This window comes from Arcticibacter svalbardensis MN12-7 (assembly GCF_000403135.1).
Taxonomy (GTDB): Bacteria; Bacteroidota; Bacteroidia; order Sphingobacteriales; family Sphingobacteriaceae; genus Arcticibacter; species Arcticibacter svalbardensis.
On the sequence record NZ_AQPN01000145.1, the window covers coordinates 98,165 to 119,102 of the forward strand.

The 20,938-nt window shown below is 38.5% G+C and carries 17 protein-coding genes and 1 tRNA gene; 9 read left to right on the top strand and 9 right to left on the bottom strand.

What is annotated here, in order from left to right; translation table 11 throughout:
* Positions 1 to 24 precede the first annotated feature (24 nt).
* The 4 genes from ADIARSV_RS19525 to ADIARSV_RS19540 all read right to left on the bottom strand — a co-directional run bounded on the left by ADIARSV_RS19525 (position 25) and on the right by ADIARSV_RS19540 (position 8,034).
* On the bottom strand, positions 25 to 603 hold the full coding sequence (locus ADIARSV_RS19525) for an RNA polymerase sigma factor (protein WP_016197410.1): 579 nt from the start codon (positions 601 to 603) through the stop codon (positions 25 to 27).
* Positions 604 to 720: 117 nt separating this feature from the next.
* Entirely contained in the window at positions 721 to 3,270 is a 2,550-nt protein-coding gene (locus ADIARSV_RS19530; RefSeq protein ID WP_016197411.1) for a phosphocholine-specific phospholipase C, read from the bottom strand.
* 21 nt (positions 3,271 to 3,291) lie between these two features.
* Complete coding sequence (locus tag ADIARSV_RS19535; RefSeq protein WP_016197412.1) at positions 3,292 to 4,764, bottom strand: SusD/RagB family nutrient-binding outer membrane lipoprotein; 1,473 nt, start codon at positions 4,762 to 4,764, stop codon at positions 3,292 to 3,294.
* Positions 4,765 to 4,776: 12 nt separating this feature from the next.
* Entirely contained in the window at positions 4,777 to 8,034 is a 3,258-nt protein-coding gene (locus tag ADIARSV_RS19540; RefSeq protein ID WP_235048450.1) for a SusC/RagA family TonB-linked outer membrane protein, read from the bottom strand.
* A gap of 1,272 nt (positions 8,035 to 9,306) precedes the next feature.
* Here ADIARSV_RS19540 and ADIARSV_RS23285 point away from each other — a divergent pair.
* The 4 genes from ADIARSV_RS23285 (at position 9,307) to ADIARSV_RS19560 (ending at position 11,395) form a co-directional block, all read left to right on the top strand.
* Positions 9,307 to 9,549: a DUF1016 N-terminal domain-containing protein gene (locus tag ADIARSV_RS23285; RefSeq protein ID WP_083936623.1), complete on the top strand. Its 243-nt coding sequence runs from the start codon at positions 9,307 to 9,309 to the stop codon at positions 9,547 to 9,549.
* A complete protein-coding gene (locus tag ADIARSV_RS23290) occupies positions 9,534 to 9,746 on the top strand; it encodes a PDDEXK nuclease domain-containing protein (protein ID WP_083936624.1) in 213 nt (70 codons plus the stop codon). Before ADIARSV_RS23285 ends, ADIARSV_RS23290 begins: the two co-directional genes overlap by 16 nt.
* Positions 9,747 to 10,011: 265 nt before the next feature.
* On the top strand, positions 10,012 to 10,824 hold the full coding sequence (locus tag ADIARSV_RS19555; RefSeq protein ID WP_016197415.1) for an AraC family transcriptional regulator: 813 nt from the start codon (positions 10,012 to 10,014) through the stop codon (positions 10,822 to 10,824).
* Between the two features lie 70 nt (positions 10,825 to 10,894).
* A complete protein-coding gene (locus ADIARSV_RS19560) occupies positions 10,895 to 11,395 on the top strand; it encodes an SgcJ/EcaC family oxidoreductase (protein ID WP_016197416.1) in 501 nt (166 codons plus the stop codon).
* 109 nt (positions 11,396 to 11,504) lie between these two features.
* Here ADIARSV_RS19560 and ADIARSV_RS19565 read toward each other — a convergent pair.
* Together ADIARSV_RS19565 and ADIARSV_RS19570 are read right to left on the bottom strand one after the other, a co-directional pair.
* A tRNA-Val gene (locus ADIARSV_RS19565) sits at positions 11,505 to 11,579 on the bottom strand.
* A 264-nt stretch (positions 11,580 to 11,843) separates the two neighbouring features.
* Positions 11,844 to 13,667, bottom strand: a complete 1,824-nt coding sequence (locus ADIARSV_RS19570; protein ID WP_016197417.1) for a DUF4153 domain-containing protein — start codon at positions 13,665 to 13,667, stop codon at positions 11,844 to 11,846.
* Between the two features lie 209 nt (positions 13,668 to 13,876).
* On the opposite strand from ADIARSV_RS19570, the gene ADIARSV_RS19575 reads away from it, so the two are divergent.
* The 3 genes from ADIARSV_RS19575 to ADIARSV_RS19580 all read left to right on the top strand — a co-directional run bounded on the left by ADIARSV_RS19575 (position 13,877) and on the right by ADIARSV_RS19580 (position 15,687).
* Positions 13,877 to 14,734 (top strand): SPFH domain-containing protein, encoded by an 858-nt coding sequence (locus ADIARSV_RS19575; protein WP_016197418.1) that lies wholly within the window; start codon positions 13,877 to 13,879, stop codon positions 14,732 to 14,734.
* Between the two features lie 70 nt (positions 14,735 to 14,804).
* Entirely contained in the window at positions 14,805 to 14,975 is a 171-nt protein-coding gene (locus tag ADIARSV_RS21360) for a hypothetical protein (RefSeq protein WP_016197419.1), read from the top strand.
* Between the two features lie 394 nt (positions 14,976 to 15,369).
* Positions 15,370 to 15,687 carry a hypothetical protein gene (locus ADIARSV_RS19580; protein ID WP_016197420.1) on the top strand — a complete coding sequence of 106 codons (318 nt, stop codon included), beginning with the start codon at positions 15,370 to 15,372 and terminating at the stop codon, positions 15,685 to 15,687.
* Positions 15,688 to 15,728: 41 nt separating this feature from the next.
* On the opposite strand, the gene ADIARSV_RS19585 is transcribed toward ADIARSV_RS19580, so the two are convergent.
* Positions 15,729 to 16,778 carry a glycoside hydrolase family 53 protein gene (locus ADIARSV_RS19585; protein ID WP_016197421.1) on the bottom strand — a complete coding sequence of 350 codons (1,050 nt, stop codon included), beginning with the start codon at positions 16,776 to 16,778 and terminating at the stop codon, positions 15,729 to 15,731.
* Positions 16,779 to 17,146: 368 nt separating this feature from the next.
* Here ADIARSV_RS19585 and ADIARSV_RS19590 point away from each other — a divergent pair, with 368 nt between their 5' ends.
* Complete coding sequence (locus tag ADIARSV_RS19590; RefSeq protein ID WP_016197422.1) at positions 17,147 to 17,623, top strand: RNA polymerase sigma factor; 477 nt, start codon at positions 17,147 to 17,149, stop codon at positions 17,621 to 17,623.
* Between the two features lie 3 nt (positions 17,624 to 17,626).
* Positions 17,627 to 18,169 (top strand): hypothetical protein, encoded by a 543-nt coding sequence (locus tag ADIARSV_RS19595; RefSeq protein ID WP_016197423.1) that lies wholly within the window; start codon positions 17,627 to 17,629, stop codon positions 18,167 to 18,169.
* Positions 18,170 to 18,412: 243 nt separating this feature from the next.
* Here ADIARSV_RS19595 and ADIARSV_RS19600 read toward each other — a convergent pair whose 3' ends face one another.
* Positions 18,413 to 19,075 carry an endonuclease/exonuclease/phosphatase family protein gene (locus ADIARSV_RS19600; protein WP_016197424.1) on the bottom strand — a complete coding sequence of 221 codons (663 nt, stop codon included), beginning with the start codon at positions 19,073 to 19,075 and terminating at the stop codon, positions 18,413 to 18,415.
* Positions 19,076 to 19,320: 245 nt separating this feature from the next.
* Positions 19,321 to 20,928, bottom strand: a complete 1,608-nt coding sequence (locus tag ADIARSV_RS19605) for a RagB/SusD family nutrient uptake outer membrane protein (RefSeq protein WP_040300724.1) — start codon at positions 20,926 to 20,928, stop codon at positions 19,321 to 19,323.
* Positions 20,929 to 20,938: the final 10 nt, after the last annotated feature.

Below are 20,938 nucleotides of genomic sequence, written 5' to 3' on the forward strand. Positions count from 1 at the left end.
TATTTTTTTATCAGAAAAAACAATTTAGGGATAGATCAGAAAGATCAGGAAAAACATTGAACCCAATTTAACCCTCAGGATCTTTAAAGCATGATGCATATGACTTTTAACCGTTTCCTCCGAAAGGTTTAATTCCTGAGCAATTTCCACCCGTGTATAATGGTCTTTTCGGCTTAATTCAAACACCATCCGCATTTTGTAAGGTAACGCTTGTATTTCCTTTTCTATAAAAGCAGTCAGCTCCTTCTGTTGAAGAACCTCATCTGCTGCAATTTGGTTGTTAACCATATAGAGTTGGAAGGATTCTACATACACAGAAGAAACTTTCTTATGTTTAATTAAATTCAATACCCTATTTCGTACTGCCGTGAATAAGTAGGCAGCCAGCCCTATCTTGACATCCAGCAAGTTTCTACGTTCCCATAGTGACAGGAAAAGCTCATGGATAAGATCCTTCGCTTCTTCCCTATCATTCAGCTTCTTATAAGAAAAAGCGTAGAGAATACCATGATAACGGTCGTAAATTTCTGTATACGCTTCCTTGCTATCCTGCTTTAACAGCACAACTAGTTCTGAATCGCATATAGTACTTAAAGAGGACATTGGTCATTGGTTATGTACAAATATAATAATGCATATGCTAAAATTCAGATAAATCCAGTTAGAATTGATACAATAATTTTTATCATATATTTCATTAAATAAACAAATATTTTCGCCTTAAACTATTACCCTTCCCATAAATGGATCACTAAAACTGCTTGTACCCGTTTCCACTCTTCCGGCAAACCTTTGTTCATATTGGTCATGCCCTTTTACTTTTATACTAAAGTCATACCAGCCGTAACTCTTACTTAAATCCACACCAACAATTCCAGATTTACCAGAAACCCTAATTGTTTTGGTGACGCCTCCGTATGCTAAATCAGTTACAACAATTTCCTTAAACTGCCCAGGCGGCTCACTGATTATTGTTAATTCCACATTCCCTGTTAATTTATTCTTGTATAACCTATTCCGCTGATATTCAACTAAAATCTTTACAGCCGGATCTGAATGATCTCCTTTAAATTCCCTATAAAACCCATTAGGACCATGTAATTGAAGGTGATATTTGTTATTTTCAAAACTCTCTAAGGCAATCAGATCCATTATGTCAGCATCAGCTTGAACAGCATACGAGCGAAGTCGCATATTTTCCCATTTCAGCAACCCATTAGCATCCTTAAAGGATGTCCTTCCCGGAAAATATACATTATATGGCGATCCGGCTGTTTGCTTTCCAAAAACTTCTGTTTTTGATTTAAGACTTAAAACAAATCCATGCTGTTTTGCATCATAATAACCATCCGCATATATTTGATAAGGAATAGCATTGGACGGTTTCATCCCCTTTTCCTGTATTGGAACTACTGTATTTGCGAAAGGATTGATTTTCACCTGTTCAATATCTTGTTCATTCAATATTTTATATCCGGATGGTAAAGCCTTAAATTGTGCTTTATGGATGCTTTGAATAAACCTATCCTTCTCTACAGGTGCCGGATTTTTAACAACCTTATCAGGTGAAGGTCTGAATACAGATGTTAAGTCGCCACAAACTGTACGCCGCCAATCGCTTATTTCTGGTTGTGTCAACTCCTTACCTGTCTTTTTAGATAACCAGTGCTCTAAGAATTGCAGGTTTGAGGTATGGTCAAAGACTTGCGAATTTACCCATCCCCCTTTCGTCCAGGGTGAAATGACTAACATTGGTACCCTAAATCCAAGTCCTATAGCACTTTCGCGCTGGTCTTCAAATCCCCGCTGCTTTTCTTGTTCAAGACTAACATGCTCTACCCTGGTATCCATTCCGCCGGAAACTTTACCAGTTTCTGGTCTTGCACTATGTGGAGGTAAAAAAGGCGGGACATGATCAAAATAGCCGTCATTCTCATCATAGGTAATAATGAAAATAGTTTTCTTCCATGTCTCCGGGTTCTTAGTCAATATATCCATCACCTCAGAAATATACCAGGCACCATACCATGGAGATCCTGGATGATCTGAAAAATGAGATGATGGTACCAACCAGGATACTGCAGGCAACTGTCCAGCATCCACATCTTGTCTAAACTGGTGCAAAACATCGCCTTTAGGAACTTTCATCTTTCGCTTAACCCCATCATCCATGTAATCCATCTCTACCAATTGATGATAATCAGGATCCTGACTATTGGTTACAAACGCTTTACGATGAATACTCTTCTGGCGTTCCGACAGTTGTTCAAAACGTTGTTTGTTCCATGTGCCCATATCATCCTGAATCGATTTTAGTAACTGCTCTTTCTCTTCGAGATTCTTATGCAGCTTACTATCGTCAGGAAATCCTTGTAACTGATTCTTTAATTCTGTAACCTCCTTTTGAAGCGCAACATATCTGTTAGTCAAAAAATCAAGATGTTTTGCATGCAAGCGAACATTAAACTGAGCGAAAAATTCAAGATCATTGTCAGTGAAATTAGCTAACCAGTCTTCTTCCTCGCCCTCAAAGCCAACAGGAATACTTAATTCGTTTTGGTAGGCCTTCCATGAAATCCCTAAGTCTTCCAACCGCTCTGGAAAAGTAGTCCAATGAATATCTTTGTGATCAATTTCACCATTCCAGATATGCGCTTTCGAATTTTCATCCTGTTCTGCCCGTACTGTGCCTGTCCAGAAAAATAAGCGATTAGGACTCGTACCTGCTAAAGCAGAACAAAAATGCTGATCGCAAACCGTAAATGCATCGGCTAATGCATAATAGAAAGGAATGTCAGTTCGATTATAATACCCCATTGTCAGCGGCATTTGAGCAAACTCTTTATTCCCCGATTTTTTGCTTTCCAACCATTTATCCATTTTCCCACCATTTAAAGCATCCACCTGATTTTCCCAGGAATGAGGAAGTGAGCTCATCCAGGTAGATTTAGTGTCTTTAAGATTTAGTCGGAACGGAGCATAGGTATCTCCCAAAGCATTCGTTTGTAACCAAACCGGATTAGTGTTGGCCAATTGGAAAGCCCTTGGGTCATTAAAACCACGGACACCATTTAAAGTACCGAAACAATGATCAAAAGAACGATTCTCTTGCATCAAAAAAACCACGTGTTCCGCGTCCATATACGTACTCCCTGGTGCGGCATCAATAGCCAATGCCTGCTGTATAGATGCTGGCATGATACTAAATAACCCGGCTGCGCCTGTCAGCAATCCTGCCTTTTTTATAAATGCTCTTCTACTCTCATTCATGTATCTTAAAAATAAACAGTATTATTTATCCCACCAAACTTTGGTATTAATATCATCAGGCCCTTGTCTTGTAATAGCTTCATTTAAATTTGCAGGATTTTGCGACTGTTCATTTAACGGATATTTGTAGCGCACAGGTATCCTGCCCCCATTCTGATTATCAGGACCTGCTACCAGTACAGGAAATCCAGTACGTCTCCATTCAAACCAATTTTCCAATCCGGTATAGAAAAGGGAGATCCACTTTTGTGTAATAATTTGTTTCAAGGCATTTGAACTATCGTATATCACACCAGTACGGGTTAAATAGTCGCCTGGCATCGTTAAATTCAAGTAGGTAAAAGCACCTGAAACACCATGCTCATAATAGGTTTGAACTGAAGTCGTCGTCGTAATCAGGTTCTTAAGCCTTGCTTCAGCCAAAAGAAACTGCAACTCCGGATAGGCCATCATATATCCTTTTGCAACAAGAAGTCCTGCTGGAGTAATTGAATTTTCATAATAAAAGCTTCCTATTCTACTGATGTTATTCGAACCTCCATTATATTTCAATGCCTCCGTATCACTTAATCCATTTGGCATTCCTACATATACAGGCGATCCTGCAGTGACAGAAGCAGAGGTAGGTCTGGCAAAAATAGCAAGTCGTGGATCATTAAATGCCTGCAACACATCGCTGAAAGTTTTACTTAACCGAAATTCATCAAATCCACCAATTCTATTTGTGTAATTTGGAAACTGATTAGGAGCCTCTGCATAATAGGAGTAGTCCCCATCATCCGCATTATTTTCAAACAAAGGACTGCTTGACGGATTATCTACAATTGCCTGCAATCTTAATTTCACATCTACTTTAGCAGAAATCCGCATGAGATACCTGATGCGCAAGCTATTGGCTAACTTCCTCCATTTCAAAACATCGCCCTGGTAGATCAGATCGCCTCCAACAGAGGATGCAGAGGTAGAAAGAATCGTGTTAGCCGTCTCCAGATCTTTTAAAATACCAGTATAAATTTCTTCCTGTGTATCGTATTTAGGCTTCAGGATATTCTGATCGCCGGCAGTGGCTTCGCTATAAGGGGCATCCCCATAGGTGTCGGTTATTATAGAAAACATCCACGATTTTAGGATTAAAGCAATTCCTTCGTAAGCAGGCTGAGAGGAAGATTCTGCAAGTTCGGACAGTTTTTTGATGTCTCTCAAATTCGTATAAAAAGAATTCCAAATATTATCCCTATTTCCCCAAATGTATCGGTCGTCATCTACAAACTGATATTTTGCTGTTTGTTGAACGACTAGCGTACCCACACCCCAAGCCTCACCCATCATGGTATTAACAGAGGAGCGAATCACGGAAGGAAGCAACAGATCTGGTGTAATGATCGTAATGGCGTTTTTGTCTTCATTTATATCAGCAAAATCCTTGGTACATCCGGCTAATAACACCAAACCGTTCAGCAGGATATAAGAAAGCAGTAGTTTAGAATATTTCATCTTTAAATCAGTTTAGAAATTAAAATTCAGATTGAGTCCCAATGAACGTGTAGTAGGAATAGAAGCAGATTCAACTCCCGGCACATACGTTCCCCCATCCAATGCGATTTGCTCCGGATCAATATGCGGAACTTTAGAATGTACCCATAGATTCCTTCCTACCAAGGATAAGGCCATATTGCTGATCCTATACCTTTGCAAAAACTTAGAAGGAATAACATAACCCACACTGAGCTCGCGGAGTTTGATAAATGAGGCATCATAGATAACCGGCTCCGCAATAGATCGTCCATTTGTAAAAGCAGAATTCCATGCTCTGGCAGAAAGCTTGACATCATTTGGGCGGTAGGAACCATCTGCATTCTGGATCACTCCCGGACTAATCACACCGTTCCCTTCTAAAGTTAAATCATATCCATTTGCTCGCCCCAGAAGTGTTTCTTCTAGTTGTCCTGCTTCCCTTCCCACTACCTGAGTAAGCGAATACACCTTACCACCCTCACGGACATCAACTAAAAAGCTCAGATTAACTCCTTTGTATGAAAACGAATTCCGTATCCCCGCAAGCCAATCCGGATTATAATTACCCAACCGCTGTGCAGTACCCGTAGATAAAGGCCGACCGGTATCGTTATTGATGATCTGATTAAAATAAGGACTTGATTGATCTGTTACCCGTTGGTAAACCTCTCCATACATATCTCCCATCCTATTACCTACACGGGCTTCTATAGATATGGCTTCTTTACTAGCCATTTGATAGATAGAAATTTCGTCCGTTAACTTAAGCACCTTACTTCTGTTAGCAGAAAAGTTCACATTAATATCCCAATTAAAACTTTGTTTGATTGGTGTGGCATTTAATGAAACTTCTATACCTGAATTGCTGATCTCTCCCGCATTCAGAATCTGTGTACTGAATCCACTCGTAATAGAAATCGGAACGTTATTCAAGATCTGATTCTTAGTAGTCACATGATAATAAGTGACATCAAAGCCTAAACGATTTTTCGCAAACTTCCACTCTAATCCTCCTTCTAATGAAGTACTGATTTCAGGTTTAATATTAAAATTCCGTAACACACCAGAGGTGCTGAATACAGGATTACTTCCTATTGGATTCTGCTTGTTATAAGCCTGCGTAAATGAATAAGGACTAGTATCATTACCAACCTGTGCCACACTTAACCTTACTTTTCCATAACTGATCCATGACGGCATTTTAAACATTTCGCTTATCAAACCACTTAAAGATGCAGACGGGTAGAAGTAAGAATTATCTGTAATGCCCAGTGTGGCTGAATTTACAGGTAAAGTTAGTGCGCTGGACCAATCATTACGGGCCGTAACATCCAGATATAAAAAGTCTTTGAAGGAGAACTGTCCGAAAGCATATAAACTATTGACCCTTTTCTCCGGACTAAAAACCTCTGTTACCAATGGAATCGCTGAATTATTTAGGCTATAAATCCCTGGCGTAAGCAATTGTGAAGTATAAGTAGCAATTTGATCTGTATTATTGATCCGTGAATTACCTCCCGCATTAAGCGATACCTTTAAATCTTTGCTGATGGACCGGTTTGCATTAATCAGAAAGTCAAAATTTGTTTCTATATTTTCAATCCGTTCTTCTCGATAAGCACCCTGAGGAAAACGTTGTGTACTATAAGCTCTTCTTCGTTCCCGTAATTCGTTACCATAGTCTGTACCTCCCCGCAACAGCACATTCAGCCAGCTGTTAATATCATATTTAACGGCTATATTTCCAATAAGACGGTGGGCGTTTTGTGCGTTCGTATTCTCATAAAGATTAAAATACGGATTATCATGGTAGTTATAATTGAAATTAAACTGCTGCCGATTCTCCATACCCGGCATCCAATAGTCCTTTAGAGAATTGATGTTGACTTGCTGCCCCAACCAATTGTTCAGGAGATAAATGATATTTTCAGTACCATAACTGATGCTTGGCCTGTTATCACTATCATTTAATATATAATTCACACTCGCCTTTACATTCAATTTAGAGGTGACATTATATCCAGAATTGAATGCGAATGTATTCCGCTTCAAATCAGTGTTAGGCACTATACCCTTTTGATCCAGATTGGTATAGGAAAACCTGAAATTACCTTTATCATTTGATGAGGTAACGGCAATATTATTATTCGTTGTAATTCCGGTTTCATAAAAGTCATTCAAATCAAAACTGTTCAACCAGGGTGTAGGTGTTATAGTACCTCTTGCAGCAAGATTTGCAGCAGAGCCCAATGATCCGTCGTTAATCAGGTAAATATCACCACCGCGAAAACCATTTGATGTGGGTGAGTCAAACTGATCAATGAGTTGTCCATTAAATGCAGGTCCCCAACTTTCATCCACACCATCCCTGACACCTGATCCAAGACCATCAACAAAGGAAAATTCTCCATCATTACCCTGTCCATACTTCTTTTGAAAGTCAGGTAATACCAAAGGCCTTTCAAAAGTAACCCCAGAATTCACACTTATTCCAGCTCCTTTACTGCGCCTGCCACTTTTAGTAGTAATTAAAATTACTCCATTCGCAGCTCTTGAACCATATAAAGCAGCAGCATTTGCGCCTTTCAGCACATTTATGGACTCCACATCATCCGGATTGACAAGTGATGCACCATTTCCATAATCCACCTCCTGATAGCTGCTCCCCGATGATCCATAATTATCATTGCTGATTGGAATCCCATCAATTACATATAAAGGCTGATTGTTATTGATATTTAAAGATTTGTCTCCTCTAATGGTGACCCGTGCAGACCCCCCGACTCCGGAAGGACTATTCATTACTGTAACTCCCGCAATCTTTCCAGCTAACCCACTGGAAAAATTAGATTCACGAGCTTTATCCAGCTCTCCACCTTTAATTTCCTGTGCGGCATATCCCAAAGACTTTTTCTCTCTGGAAACGCCCAGCGCAGTCACAACCACTTCATTAAGCTGATTGTCTTCTTCGCTTAATACGATCGTAATAGTTGAACGTCCATTAAGTGCTACTTCCTCCGTTTTAAAGCCAATGTATGAAATCAACAAGACTGCATTTCCGTCGGCAACCTGCAAGCCAAATTTTCCATTGATATCGCTAGTAGTGCCTACAGTTTCGTTTTTTATCCTGATAGAAACCCCAGGAAGTGTTTTCCCTTGTTTGTCAGTAATCGTTCCTGTAATGGCAACATCTTTGAGGTAAGATTTGCTCCCTAATAATGGCTTAGCAATAGCTTCAGAAACACTCATTTCCATCGTAAATAATAGAAATAATGGAATAATTGCCCTTTTAAAAATAAAAAAATGCTTTCTCGTAGTAGAATCTCTCATAAAATTAATCTTAGGTAGTGTAAATCTTAATCAGAAATAGAAATAGTAGATGATTTTAATAGCGGCAAGAATAATTAATCCGTGTTAGAGCAATTAAAAGTTAGTATTAAGTTTAAATTAAGGAACTATTAACCATTGATAAATTATATGTTAAGATAGAAAAGGCTGATTATGCGTTGAGTGGCTTTCAATCTATTACCAAAAACCGGATCTGGCAAAGAAAACTATATGCTTGCTAGAAAAGCATTTTTCTGTAATTTAAGGACATGCTTTAATTTAACATGAAGAATCGCTAACCGATTGAATCAATTGCTATGAAGCCTGATTATGCAAATAGTATGTTTTAAGCGAAAAACAAGATAATAGGCACAGTATTACACTAAACTGCATCAATATGATAGATAAGATTATTTATGAATTTAAAAATGTGTCAAATTTAAAGTTACTGATAACTAAGATTGACAATAAAAAACTAATCCGGGTGAACCTGATGGTCATTGGCGGATTGATAGGAATATATTTTGGGGTATTTATACTCTCTTTTAAGTTTAGTGTCAACTCGTTGTGGTTTTTAATACTGTTACCAATCTCATTTTTATTAGTATATGTAGGGAATAACCTTTGTAACCGATACATAATAAAAGCTCTTACCCAAGAAGGCTAATTTGCCCCACGGTAACAATAGGCATTTCAGAATTTGACAAAACAGAACTTGAAAAGATACTGAATAGGCACGAGCTTTTTACTTTTGAATCAATCTTGTTGTTACAGACCGAAATCAACAATCGCGCGAAGTCTACTGAAATGATAATTAAGCTTCAAAATTTATTCCCTTTATCTATACTTATTACTTTTTTTCTTGCAATGATATCTTCTTATACGGGGAAATCAAACTGGGACCTTAAAGATATAGTTAGTTCCCTGTATATATTATTGGCAATAACAGCTTGCTATTTTGCAATTGTAAAAGTCTGTAATACGATTTATAGTTGGACGTACATTTCCCGTCATAAAACGTTAACAAACATGTTTTTCTTATTAGGGAGTATAGCTTTAGAAAAAAGGAAAGGCCATCTTACTGATATACATACTTTGTAAGAACCGCCATTACCGCCCCTAGGAATAGAACTCTAAAAATTCAACATCTTAAATTGAATAGAGGAGTGCCACGACGATATTAACAAAAAAGGTATGTCGTTGACAAACCTGAAGCTCTTTAGGCAGTTTTACCAGACCTATCCTGAAATTGGTCAGACGTTGTCTGACCAATTGATAAGCGAAAAAGATCAAGTATCTTATCTTTCTCCAAAGGAACTGCTGAGCCACCTTAATTTTTCACATTTTATTGAGCTATTAAAAGTGGAAAACTCCTTGATACGACATTTTTATGCGGTGGAAGCTGTAAAAATAAATCGCATATATTACTCGACTTAAAATTGGGCCGTTATGACCATGCTGATGCAGGTCAAATGAACCTTTACTTGAATTATTACCGCAAACATGAAATGAGTGAAGGAGACAACCCTCCAATAGGAATAATTTTATGTGCAGACAAAAATGATGCTTTAGTGGAATACACGACCACCGGATTATCTAATGAAGTGTTTGTGTCTAAATATCTTGTCCAATAGCCCAGTAAGGAAACTCTTGAGACATTTATCAGAAATGAAATGAATCAGTAATGTCTTAGATTGAAATATGTTTTATCGGTTTGTACACTCCTAAATACAAAAAAACTAGACAAGTTCAGAATTATCTGACTTGTCTAGTTTTGTGGTGGCTACTTTACAAGTATCGAACTATTTCCTGTCTGATTTGCGTTTAATCGCCGATTTAGACATATAATTATTTCGATTAGAATTTATTGAAATAGTGTCGTACCTTGAACATATGAACATGGTACCGTCGTTTTACGTTCCTCATCCTGCGCTAAGAAACCATATCAGTCATATTATGGTTCTTGAAGCTAAGTTCGATAAAGTTACCCTTGAGTTCAGTCCTTTTCCGCCGACTCCTCAACATGCTATTCATTTATATCCCAGGGATGCAGTTATCGTTCGTAATGATAAAAACGGCGTTCAAAAACACCCAGCAAGTATCATCGTAGGGCCACAGGTAAGTCAGGTTAATATTGCAATGGGTCTTCACCACATTATTGTTTCGGTAGCATTTATGCCTGGTGGTATGCACAGGTTACTAAAAATGCCGATGCAGGAGTTATACGATGAACCCTTCGATGCCACGCTATTGTTAGGCCACGAAATAGCGGAGGTAAATGAGCAGTTACAGGAGGCACAAACAGCTTTTGATATGAAAAATGTGGTGGAGCGCTTTTTTATGCACAAACTCAATTATTCTTTGCTGCTGCCATGGGAACATGCTCTGAAAGCCCAATTACAAGGTGATATGTCCATAGAAAGTGCAGCTTCATTGGCATGCCTTAGTTTGCGGCAATATGAACGGCGGGCTAAAGAGGTTATGGGCTACTCACCAAAAGTCTTTTCGAGGCTTGTTCGTTTTTCCAAAGCCTACAGGTTAAAAGAGCGCTACCCCCGGTTAAGCTGGACTAACATAGCCTATACTTGCGGATACTTTGATCAAATGCATTTAATCAGGGATTTTAAGGAATTTACGGGCTCACTTCCCGGTACGCTCGCCAAACAGATCAATAGTGCACCAGCGCTATTGCAAGAACACATGCGTATATAGAATAAGATGTCGCTTTTTTACTATTTGTGCTCATAGTGATCAATTAGTTTTACAAAAAAAAACTTATACCATGAAAAGCACATTAACATTTTTAGCAATTATTTTATCTGTTTTATCTGTACAGGCACAAACAAAAAATGCAGATGTTAAAGCCATTGAAAAGCAAGTTGACGCAATGGTTAACAGTTGGAACAGGCATGACCATAGTGATATGAAAACCTACTGCACAGCAGATTGCAGTTGGGTAAACATTGTAGGCATGTGGTGGAAAAATTTAAAAGAGGTTGAATATTCTACTCAATTTTACCACACTAACATGTTTAAGCAGACTACCATGACTAATAAAGGAGTTTTTGTACGAATCATTAACCCGACAACGGCTTTAGTTCAATTTAAAAGTTATGTAAGCGAGTTTACCACCCCTGATGGTCATAAGATACCAGGTAGTGATGATATAGCCTTATTAGTTTATGTAAAACAAAAGGGTAAATGGCTAATGACTGCCGGGGAAAATGTGGTTATTGACCCGGAAGCCCAAAAAAATGACCCGGTTTTGCATTTAAAAAAATAAAAGGACCGCTTACTAATTTGAAATGATAATACTATAGGTTTTGAATTGAGGTCTATAAACAATATTATCTAAAATCGTTCGCAAGTGTTTCGCAACTTGCGAACGATTGTGGAGGCTACTGGGTTCGAACCAGTGACCCTCTGCTTGTAAGGCAGATGCTCTGAACCAGCTGAGCTAAGCCTCCATTGTATTTAAACAATCTTGTCTCGGATTGGGATTGCAAAGATAGCAACCTTTAGCACAAAAGCAACTTATTCTTTCAATTATAATTTATGACTAAAATGGCTACCAGTTATACCATCAAATGATACAAGACACTACGTCCATAATTTTAATAAAAACCTATCATTTACTCATGCGGCATCCAAGTAAATAGTTCTTCCGCCAATAGATAAATTGAGCACGTATCCTAACACCCAACTTATTACCAGAAGTAAGGAATTGAATACTACTTCTTTTGTTGATCAGATCGTAATCTAATCAACAGATAACCCGTATAGTGCGTCTCCCTATTGATTCTTTTCTGGTCATCAGTATTAGGAACAGTGAGAGATGAAATGACAAGAGACACATCATATGCATCGACTTGTTGCATTAAGACAAAAGAGTCTTTGGAAAGATAATACCTATCTTGATTACCCGACTTACTCTTCAATCTTCCCTTTTTAAATTTTGCAGCAGCATTTTTAATCAATTTGTTCACATCAAGCTCCGCTACAATGCCTTTTCCTATTTTTATATGGAGATTCTTATTTGGCTCCAATCTTTCCACAACTACAGGCAAACCGTTTAATGTTGTTTCCGTTTTATTAGCATAGCTATTGATGTCAACCATATAATCATATCCCTTAACATCAATCATCTCATTACCGGGAGCGATGAAAGTGACATCACGCTGAAAGTTAGAATCATCCTCTTTTACCTTCAACAACGCATAAGCCGTATCTAATAGCTTATTTTTAATCTCATACCTGTAACGAACACCAGCTTTGTTCTCCATCCTACTTTCAAGGGCAGACAGATCTACCTTAGTGAAATTCTGAAGGGAATGCAATCCATGACGGTCCACCAGATAACGCACCACCCCTGCACGCTGTCTAATATCTTCTTTCTCCCTGGAAGCCATCAGTCTTTTCAACCGGAGTACCTGAGAATACCTGGATACAGAAAAAGCACTCTGAGGACCGTAGGTGGACAATAAGGCCAGGATACAGAGACTAATAGGTATAATTTTAATATTTTGTCTCTTGCTGAACAAGAAGTAAATCGTATTAAAAGTAAGCCATACCGCTAGAAGGACTAAGATAAACCGGGATTCTGTAATGCCATAATGACCTACCCTTTTCCAAACAGCCAGCAACAGCAGCACGACCAATGGAATCATCATAAAATAAAATACCTTGGAGAACATCTTAATCCATCCATTGCCGGACTTCTCTCTAATTGGGTAGATCAGCAATAAAGAGAGAATCCCAAATACGGCATACCCTAAAATAAGAGCCGAGACCATACCTTTGGGCAGTTCCCAAATAATGATAATTTTAATTTCGTATACCAGTAAAATCCCCAAATAGATAGTCATTAAGGGGATCAGTACATACTGGGTAAATATTTTAAGCCCTTTAGGGTACGAATCAACTGCTTTATCGGATTCCACAACTTCAGGAACTCCCGAAAGGAAAAAGATCGTCATGAACCCTGCAGTGACTCCTGCAAAGAGCATCATATAGATTTTGGAGTTAATGTCTACACTAAACAATCCATCAATCGCTAATAATGCCACAGCCAAGCCACCATATAACACCCATGCATAGAGTACTGAGGTCAGAAATCGAAGAAACAACGTTTTATTGAATCCCCAGAAATCGTTTAGATTCCCATGCTTAATAAAAGGAACGAAAGCCACTAAAAGATGAAAGGCAAAGGCGATTAACCCAATCCTGTAAATATCAGCATCGTAATATGACGGATGCAATGCAAAATATAAACCTGTACAAATCAACACTCCAAGAGTACGAATGATCCATTTTTTTACCATACTGAAGTTATTTACTTCCGCATAGAGATCACCAGCTAATAAAAGCACCAATGCAAGATTACATACCAGGATAAACTTGATGTAATTGTCTTCCACAATTTTGACGTCTCCAATGGGGTCAATCATATAACACCAAACCAGTGTGGCAGCTACTGAAGCAAGTACCTGCAGAGGAAAGCGTAATACCACTCGCTGGATACTCTGTCCCAAAGAATACAAGGAAGGAAATTTCATACTGCTATTTGTTAGGTCCTAATTGTTCAACAAGGATATGAAAATGGATCGACAACTGAAGTAATTAAACATGGTGACAAAAAAGACCAATAAGCAGCAATCGAAATCTTTTTTAAAGACTGACCTATCAAATTTATTTTTTTTATAAAACCTTATTTAAATATCGATATTTTGATATCTTTATGATATCAATTTAAAATCATATAAAAATGAAAACTGAAAAAATAATTACTCCTCCATCAGGATATGCTGCCTTGGCATTGTTTATCATTTTGGTAGTGTCCGCCGGAATCTGCATGGTGTCAGAACAAATTGCCATTGGTGTTATTGTTGGACTAGCAGCCTTTGTATTTGTATTATCAGGACTAATCATTGTGAACCCCAATGAATCAAAAGTGCTTACGCTGTTTGGTAAATATGTAGGCACCGTTAAACATGATGGATTTTTCTGGGTGAACCCTTTTACAGTTAAAAAAAGAGTCTCCTTGCGGGCATTCAACTTAAATGGACAACAATTAAAAGTAAATGACAAAATCGGCAATCCAATAGAAATTGCGGCAGTTATTGTATGGCAAATTAAGGATACGGCAAATGCTGTATTTGCAGTAGAAAATTACGTTCAGTATGTAGACATTCAAAGTGAGGCGGCAGTAAGGCACTTGGCCAACTTATTTCCCTACGACAATCTGGAAGATGAATTAGCCACCATCACGTTAAGAGGAGGAGCTGAACAGGTGAGCGTTCTGCTTGAAAAAGAGTTAAATGAACGGCTTGATCGGGCAGGTATAGAAGTATTGGAAGCACGTATCTCCCATTTAGCCTATGCTCCTGAAATTGCACATTCCATGTTGCAGGTACAACAAGCTTCTGCAATTATCGCAGCAAGAAGACTTATCGTAGAAGGTGCTGTTGGAATGGTAGAAATGGCTTTAATTAAGTTATCAGAAAAAAATATCGTGGAGCTTGATGAAGAGCGAAAAGCAGCCATGGTGAGCAATCTACTGGTTGTACTCTGTGGTGATAAAAGCGTCAGTCCTGTCGTAAATACCGGCACTTTATATCACTAATACCTGTTGATGCCTTATTCCTCAATAACCAGGAGGAATATGATAACAGGTCGCTACATATTCAATTATTATGGCAGAAAAGAAAGCATTTATATTAAGAATTAATCCGGAAGTTTTGAAGGAAGTAGAGAGTTGGGCAACGGATGAATTTAGAAGCATCAATGGCCAAATCGAGTACCTGCTACAACAAGCACTATTAAACAGAAAAAAAAGTATGCGAAAGAAAAAGCCTGACCTATAAATCACTTATATGTCAGGCAGACTATGGTAAAGCATTGAGAATTATTTTCATGGCTAATTGCTGCTCATCAACATCTGCCACCTATCTATAAAAAAAATTAAACGCATCTACTTTGCCAAAAGGCACAAAATTTTTCTTTAAACTAATTGTCTCTATAATTTAATTTTATTACTAAGCTGAGAACTCTCCAAGTGGAGTCTTCAAAAGAACAGGATATACCATCCAATTGTCATTCAAAAAAAGCTCTTCAGTATAAATTAGACACAACAACTTTCGAATCAGCTTGTTATTATATGATATTTTAGTTTTAAAATTTCAATTAGTAGGATTGTTTACAATTTCATGAAAGCCAATTAATTTTAAAAATAACATCATCTAAATAAACAAACACAAAATGAAAAACGTAGTAAAAGTAGTAGCAATCGCCCTTTGCACAGCAGTCATCGGCTTCGCTACACCAAGTATTGCTCAAAACCATGACACGCTGAAGGTAAATCCTGATCATGCAATTAAAAAAGCTGCCAATAAAGTAGGTAACAAAACAGCTGAATTAGCCGTTAAGGGAGCATCAAAAGTAGCAGACAAAACATATGCGAGTAAAGTTGGTCCCAGCGGTCAAACCATTTATATTGACAAAAACAGTAAATACTACTATGTCAATAAAAAAGGGGCCAAAGTTTATGTCAGTAAAGCCAGGCTAAAAAATAAATAATGAAATACCCTTTATACTCACCAGAGTTATAAACGTCATCCCTATTTTGAGATGAATGCTTTTAAGGCTTTGGTGGGTTTTCCATCATCGCCCCATGCACTTAAACCATACTTACTCCAGCTTCTAGCTCCCTCAGGTTCCCAATACAATACACCCAGACCTTTTCCATCGGGAACAGCCCTAACCTTTTCCTGAACTGCCGTTAACATATCATAGATATTCTGCGCTTTATTATCTTCTCCTCCTACTTCTACTACCATAACCTCTTTTCCATAGCGGGACGCCATGTCCAGAAGATTATTTCCAAGATCATTAATCGAAAGCGTATAATCCGGATTTCCTTCAAGCCAGTAAGGATAATAAGAAAGCCCAATCACGTCATATTTAGCCCCATTTGCTTTAGCATGGTCGAACCAGTTTCTAAAACGCTCATTATTATTCCCCTGGTCCACATGAAGAATCACTTTGGAATTTTTACTGACTGCCTTTATCGCATCATAACCCTTATTTATCAATTGCGCCAATTGAGGCCAATTTGCGGTGCTGCCTTCCGGATAAATCATCCCGCCCGGGGTTTCATTTCCAACCTGCACCCATTCCGGCTCCACGCCTGCCGCTTTTAATGCTGACATCACGTCAAAAGTATAGCTATACACATCCTCAAGTAATTGCTTGAAATCATGCCCTTCCCAAGCTGCCGGCTTTTTTTGTTTGCCCGGATCTGCCCAACTATCGCTGTAATGGAAATCAATCATTACCCGCATTCCCGCCTTTTTTGCACGTAAGGCCATCTGTACCGTTTCGTCTTTACTGCAATGTCCACTTGCCCGATCGTTAGATGGATTGACCCAGGTCCTTAACCGAATGGTATTCATGCTGTGGTCTTTTAAGATTTTAAGGCAATCTTCCTCTACTCCATTATCATTATAAAATTTATATCCCGATGCCTCCATCTGTGGCAACCAACTTACGTCTGCACCTTTCGCAAAGGACTTGTTTTGGGATTTTATGGCTGTCTGTTTCGTGGCGCATCCAGCAAGCAGAACACAGGTTAATGCATAAAGGAGTACATTGAATTTAGGGTTTTTCATTGCCAGGGATCTAATAAAATAGGATTAGTCAATCTGAGGTTTTATTCTTCTTTTTGGAAGATTAAAAATAAGGAATCTTGTCGATTGCCTGAGTTTTTTTTTCCAACCGGAAACGACCAATAACTTAACCTAGTTTAAAGAAGCTTGACGATTCTCTGAGCAATTTTTCCGGACTAGTATAAAATCCTTCAATAGTCCTGCATGCTGATAAAAATTATTTATCTATTTATGTAAGTTTTCCAGGTTTTATTCAACTTATATGTAAAATCAAACAATATGGTTATCGTAGAACTGAATTTCACCCTTCAATCAATTTTGAGAGAAGCAGATGCTCAAACAACCCTTAAATGCTTTTTAAGAAATAGAAGATGTATGAATTAGAATTTGTAACACTGATTAAAGAATATCAGCGGATCATCCATAAGGTTTGCCATTTGTATCGGGATAACAAAGAGGACCGCGAAGATCTGTTTCAGGAAATCACATTTCAACTTTGGAAAGCTTACTCCTCTTTTAGAAGCCAGTCCAAAGTAAGCACCTGGATTTATCGGATTGCACTCAATACCGCCATAGCCACCTTTCGTAAAAAGGGACCTGATATTCAATATGTTCCCGTTTTGCCAGACAATCAGGCAGAACAGGAAAAGGAAGGACATTCAATTCAGCATGAGCTTTTATTTGCTGCATTAAAACAGTTGGACGACAGCGAAAAGGCATTGATTACACTCTATCTGGAAGATTTCAGTTATCAGCAAATTGCAGAGATAGTGGGCATTAGTGAAAACAATATTGGAGTGAAACTCTCCAGAATAAGGAACAAAATACAAAAACTCTTAATTAAATAAAAGATGGAACTTGACGATTTAAAAGCATCCTGGAACAATTTAGATACACCGGTTAAGACAACGGAGGAGATTAAAAAGATGTTATTGGAAAATAACCATCCTGTTTTGAAAGCTATAAGAAGACAATTAACGCTGGAAATTGCAGGTTGGTCACTCTTCCTGATCTGTTATTATACCATGTTTGATGGTGACAAGAAACCTTTGCTTATTAATATCATACTCCTGATTTGTACTTTATTTCCTTTGGTTCATAACCTAATGGGCTATCGTTTTGCCAAATATCTACTAAAGGGTACGACTTTACGGGAATCAATAGAAAACTATTTTTCAAATGTGAAGAGATATGCCATGATATCTATTTTAACACGTGCATTTTACGCTTCCGGATTATTGCTATTTTTCCTATATAATGTTCAATTCACTACGGAGAAATATATGCTACTTGGAGGCATAATATTATTTTTCGGAGTTCATTCTTACTTTGTATACTTATTATGGAAAAGACGTTTGGGACAACTTGAAAGAGCTCTGAGTAATTTTGGTTAAAGAGTTCTAAAAATGATTTAGATCTTCTCATGTAAAAGGAAAGATCTAAACCATTATAAACGAAAAGATAAAACATAAGATAAGATTGAGGACTGATTAGAATTTGGTTACCCTTCAGGCTACAGTGATGCCACGGTGAAGCCACAGTGACGCCACGTTTTTGCGGTAAAAGGTGGCCTCACTGTGGCGTCACTGTGGCCTCACTGTGGCATCACCCTTAATCTGGTCACTACTTGCCTATAATTAGTACTTTATCTGAATGAAGATTGGATAGTGATCTGACATTGCTTCAGTATCATCATCATACACTACCTCAGCAGCTTTAACTTTCTTCTGGAGTACCTGATTGAGCCATATATAGTCAATCCTGATTTTATGCTTGAAGGGTGCGTCGTATTTCTTGGTAGGCATAGTGAAATCAAACTGCTTGCTAAACATGTTCACTGCATCTTGATACCCTGTTGCTGCTATTTCATTAGTCACACTGTAATCGAACTTCGCATGGTTCAGGTTACGGATTTCAGCATTGTTCTGTTCTCTTACTTGCTGCGCACGTAGATCCTTTGCAGAGTAATGACTACTGTCTCTGGCCTGGTAGGAATTGAAATCACCCGCAATCATTACCGCACTGCCTTTAGGTAGGAGCGCCGCTTGTGACAGAATTTGTTTAATTTCATATACCCGCTTTTCGTAAAGGAATGGCGACAAATGTATGGCGAAAACATGGATTCCCCTGATATTGGCATAGATATAACCATGCCACATATTATCCAGTACTTTATGTGCATTTACAATTGGAAAACGCGAGGTTAAAGCCACCGAATAACCGCTCTCTTTGGCAAGCACGGCATAGGGATGACCATAACCCATCGCGAAGTTTTCTAATTGTTTTTTGGGTAAACCCATTCATTTCCTGGTAGAAAATAATATCCGGCGATTTTTCATTTACCCAATTGGTAAAGCGTTTCATATTTACCGTGTCCCCCTGCAATCCTTTTAATACATTATAGCTGAGCACTTTCAAGGTTCTTTGCTGAGCACTTAAGCTGAGACAGGTCAATGAATAAAGATTCATCAGGACGATGGTGATATAAAATTTAAGTCGTGACATTTTTGTTCTTATGGAAATAAATCAGCTTGAATAATCGAAATTACCAGCCTGGATTTTGAGTAGCAGCTTTGTTAACCGATATTTCACCACTAGGAATCGGGAAAAGCACATGTCGCTCAGCTGTATTATTACCAGCTATCGCACCGTAAGCATAGCTACCTGCACTGGCAGTAAACTGAGTTGCTACTTCCTTCATTCTGGATACATAGATGCCCCACCGAATCAAGTCTAATCTCCTTAACGATTCGAAACAAAGTTCTCTTGAGCGTTCATCTTGAATCATTGTTCTGAAATTTAATTGACTCAGTCCTGCAGGAATATCGGCCAGGGCATTCGCTGTATTTATCGGCAACTTATAAGCCCGGCGTCTTACCATGTTGACTGCTTCGTACGCCTCAGCAGATGGATTACTATTGACTTCATTGTCTGCTTCTGCAAGCATCAACAATACATCTGAATAGCGTAATAGCGGAAAGTTAATAGGGGTGTAGTTTTTATCTTTCGGATATAGCGTTTCGTAAGAACGTCTCCATTTTGCTGCGTTACGGTCGTAAATTTTGCTGGCAGCCAGGTAAGTTCTTTTTGCATTTGCATCGTAGGTAAACTTGCCACAATTCCAGTCCCTTCTTAGGTCTCCATTACCATACAGGCGATACAGGCGTTCGGTAATCCTCAAGTTACCATAACAATACCCTGTGTCTGCGAAATTACTTCCAGTAAATTTTATACCTATATTATTGCCTATACGGCCGTTAGATACATAACCATCGGCCCGGTTACCTTTCTGCTCCGATTCCCACATTGCTTCATGGACGTCGTATTTATCCTGAGCTTCATTAACGAATACCTGGCTATAACCGCTGTTGTTGTCACCGTCTGGGGTTCCTACAATTTCCGTAAGCAGGCTGTGTTCTCCTGATGCTTTAACTTTCTTTGCCCAGCTTAAGGCTTCGGCATATTTGCTTTCGTCCTGAACAGGAAATCCTGCCATAGTGAGACAAACTCTTGCTAAAACACCCTGTACCGTTGTTTTACCTACTCTGCTGGCATGACCCAATTGTACCAATGTAAGCACTTTTCCTTCAGCTTCAGTCATGTCACTAATAATCTGTGTGTACACTTCTTTATCAGTGGCACGGGGAATGGAAATGGTATTAATGTTGGTTGTAGGCTCGAGTTTCAAGGGTACACCTCCGTAATAGCTTACCAATAAAAAGTAATAATAGGACCTCAAAAACAGGGCTTCTCCAAGAATAGCCTGTCTATTGGTTTCATCCATTTCAGGAATGTTAATATTGACAATCAGGCTGTTCGCACGCTCAATTCCGATATAACATTGCTGCCAAAGATTGTTTACGTCCAGGTTGGTATAATCAAAGTTATTTACCCATACTCCTGTAGTGCTTGATACTGCAGAACGGAAATGTTCATCTGTTCCTGCACCAATTTGGTTAAATAGGGCATCTCCGTACATAGCCGCTGAAGACAACGGACTGTAAACGCCTGCCAGCACTTTAAGGAGGTTCGCCTCCGAATTATAATAGTTCTCAGTGGTCAGAAAGTCGGTTGGTTTGGTATCCAGGAATTTACTGCAACCACTGAATAACAGTACTATCGCAGTTAAGAGATAAGAAATATGTAGTTTCATGACTAATAAT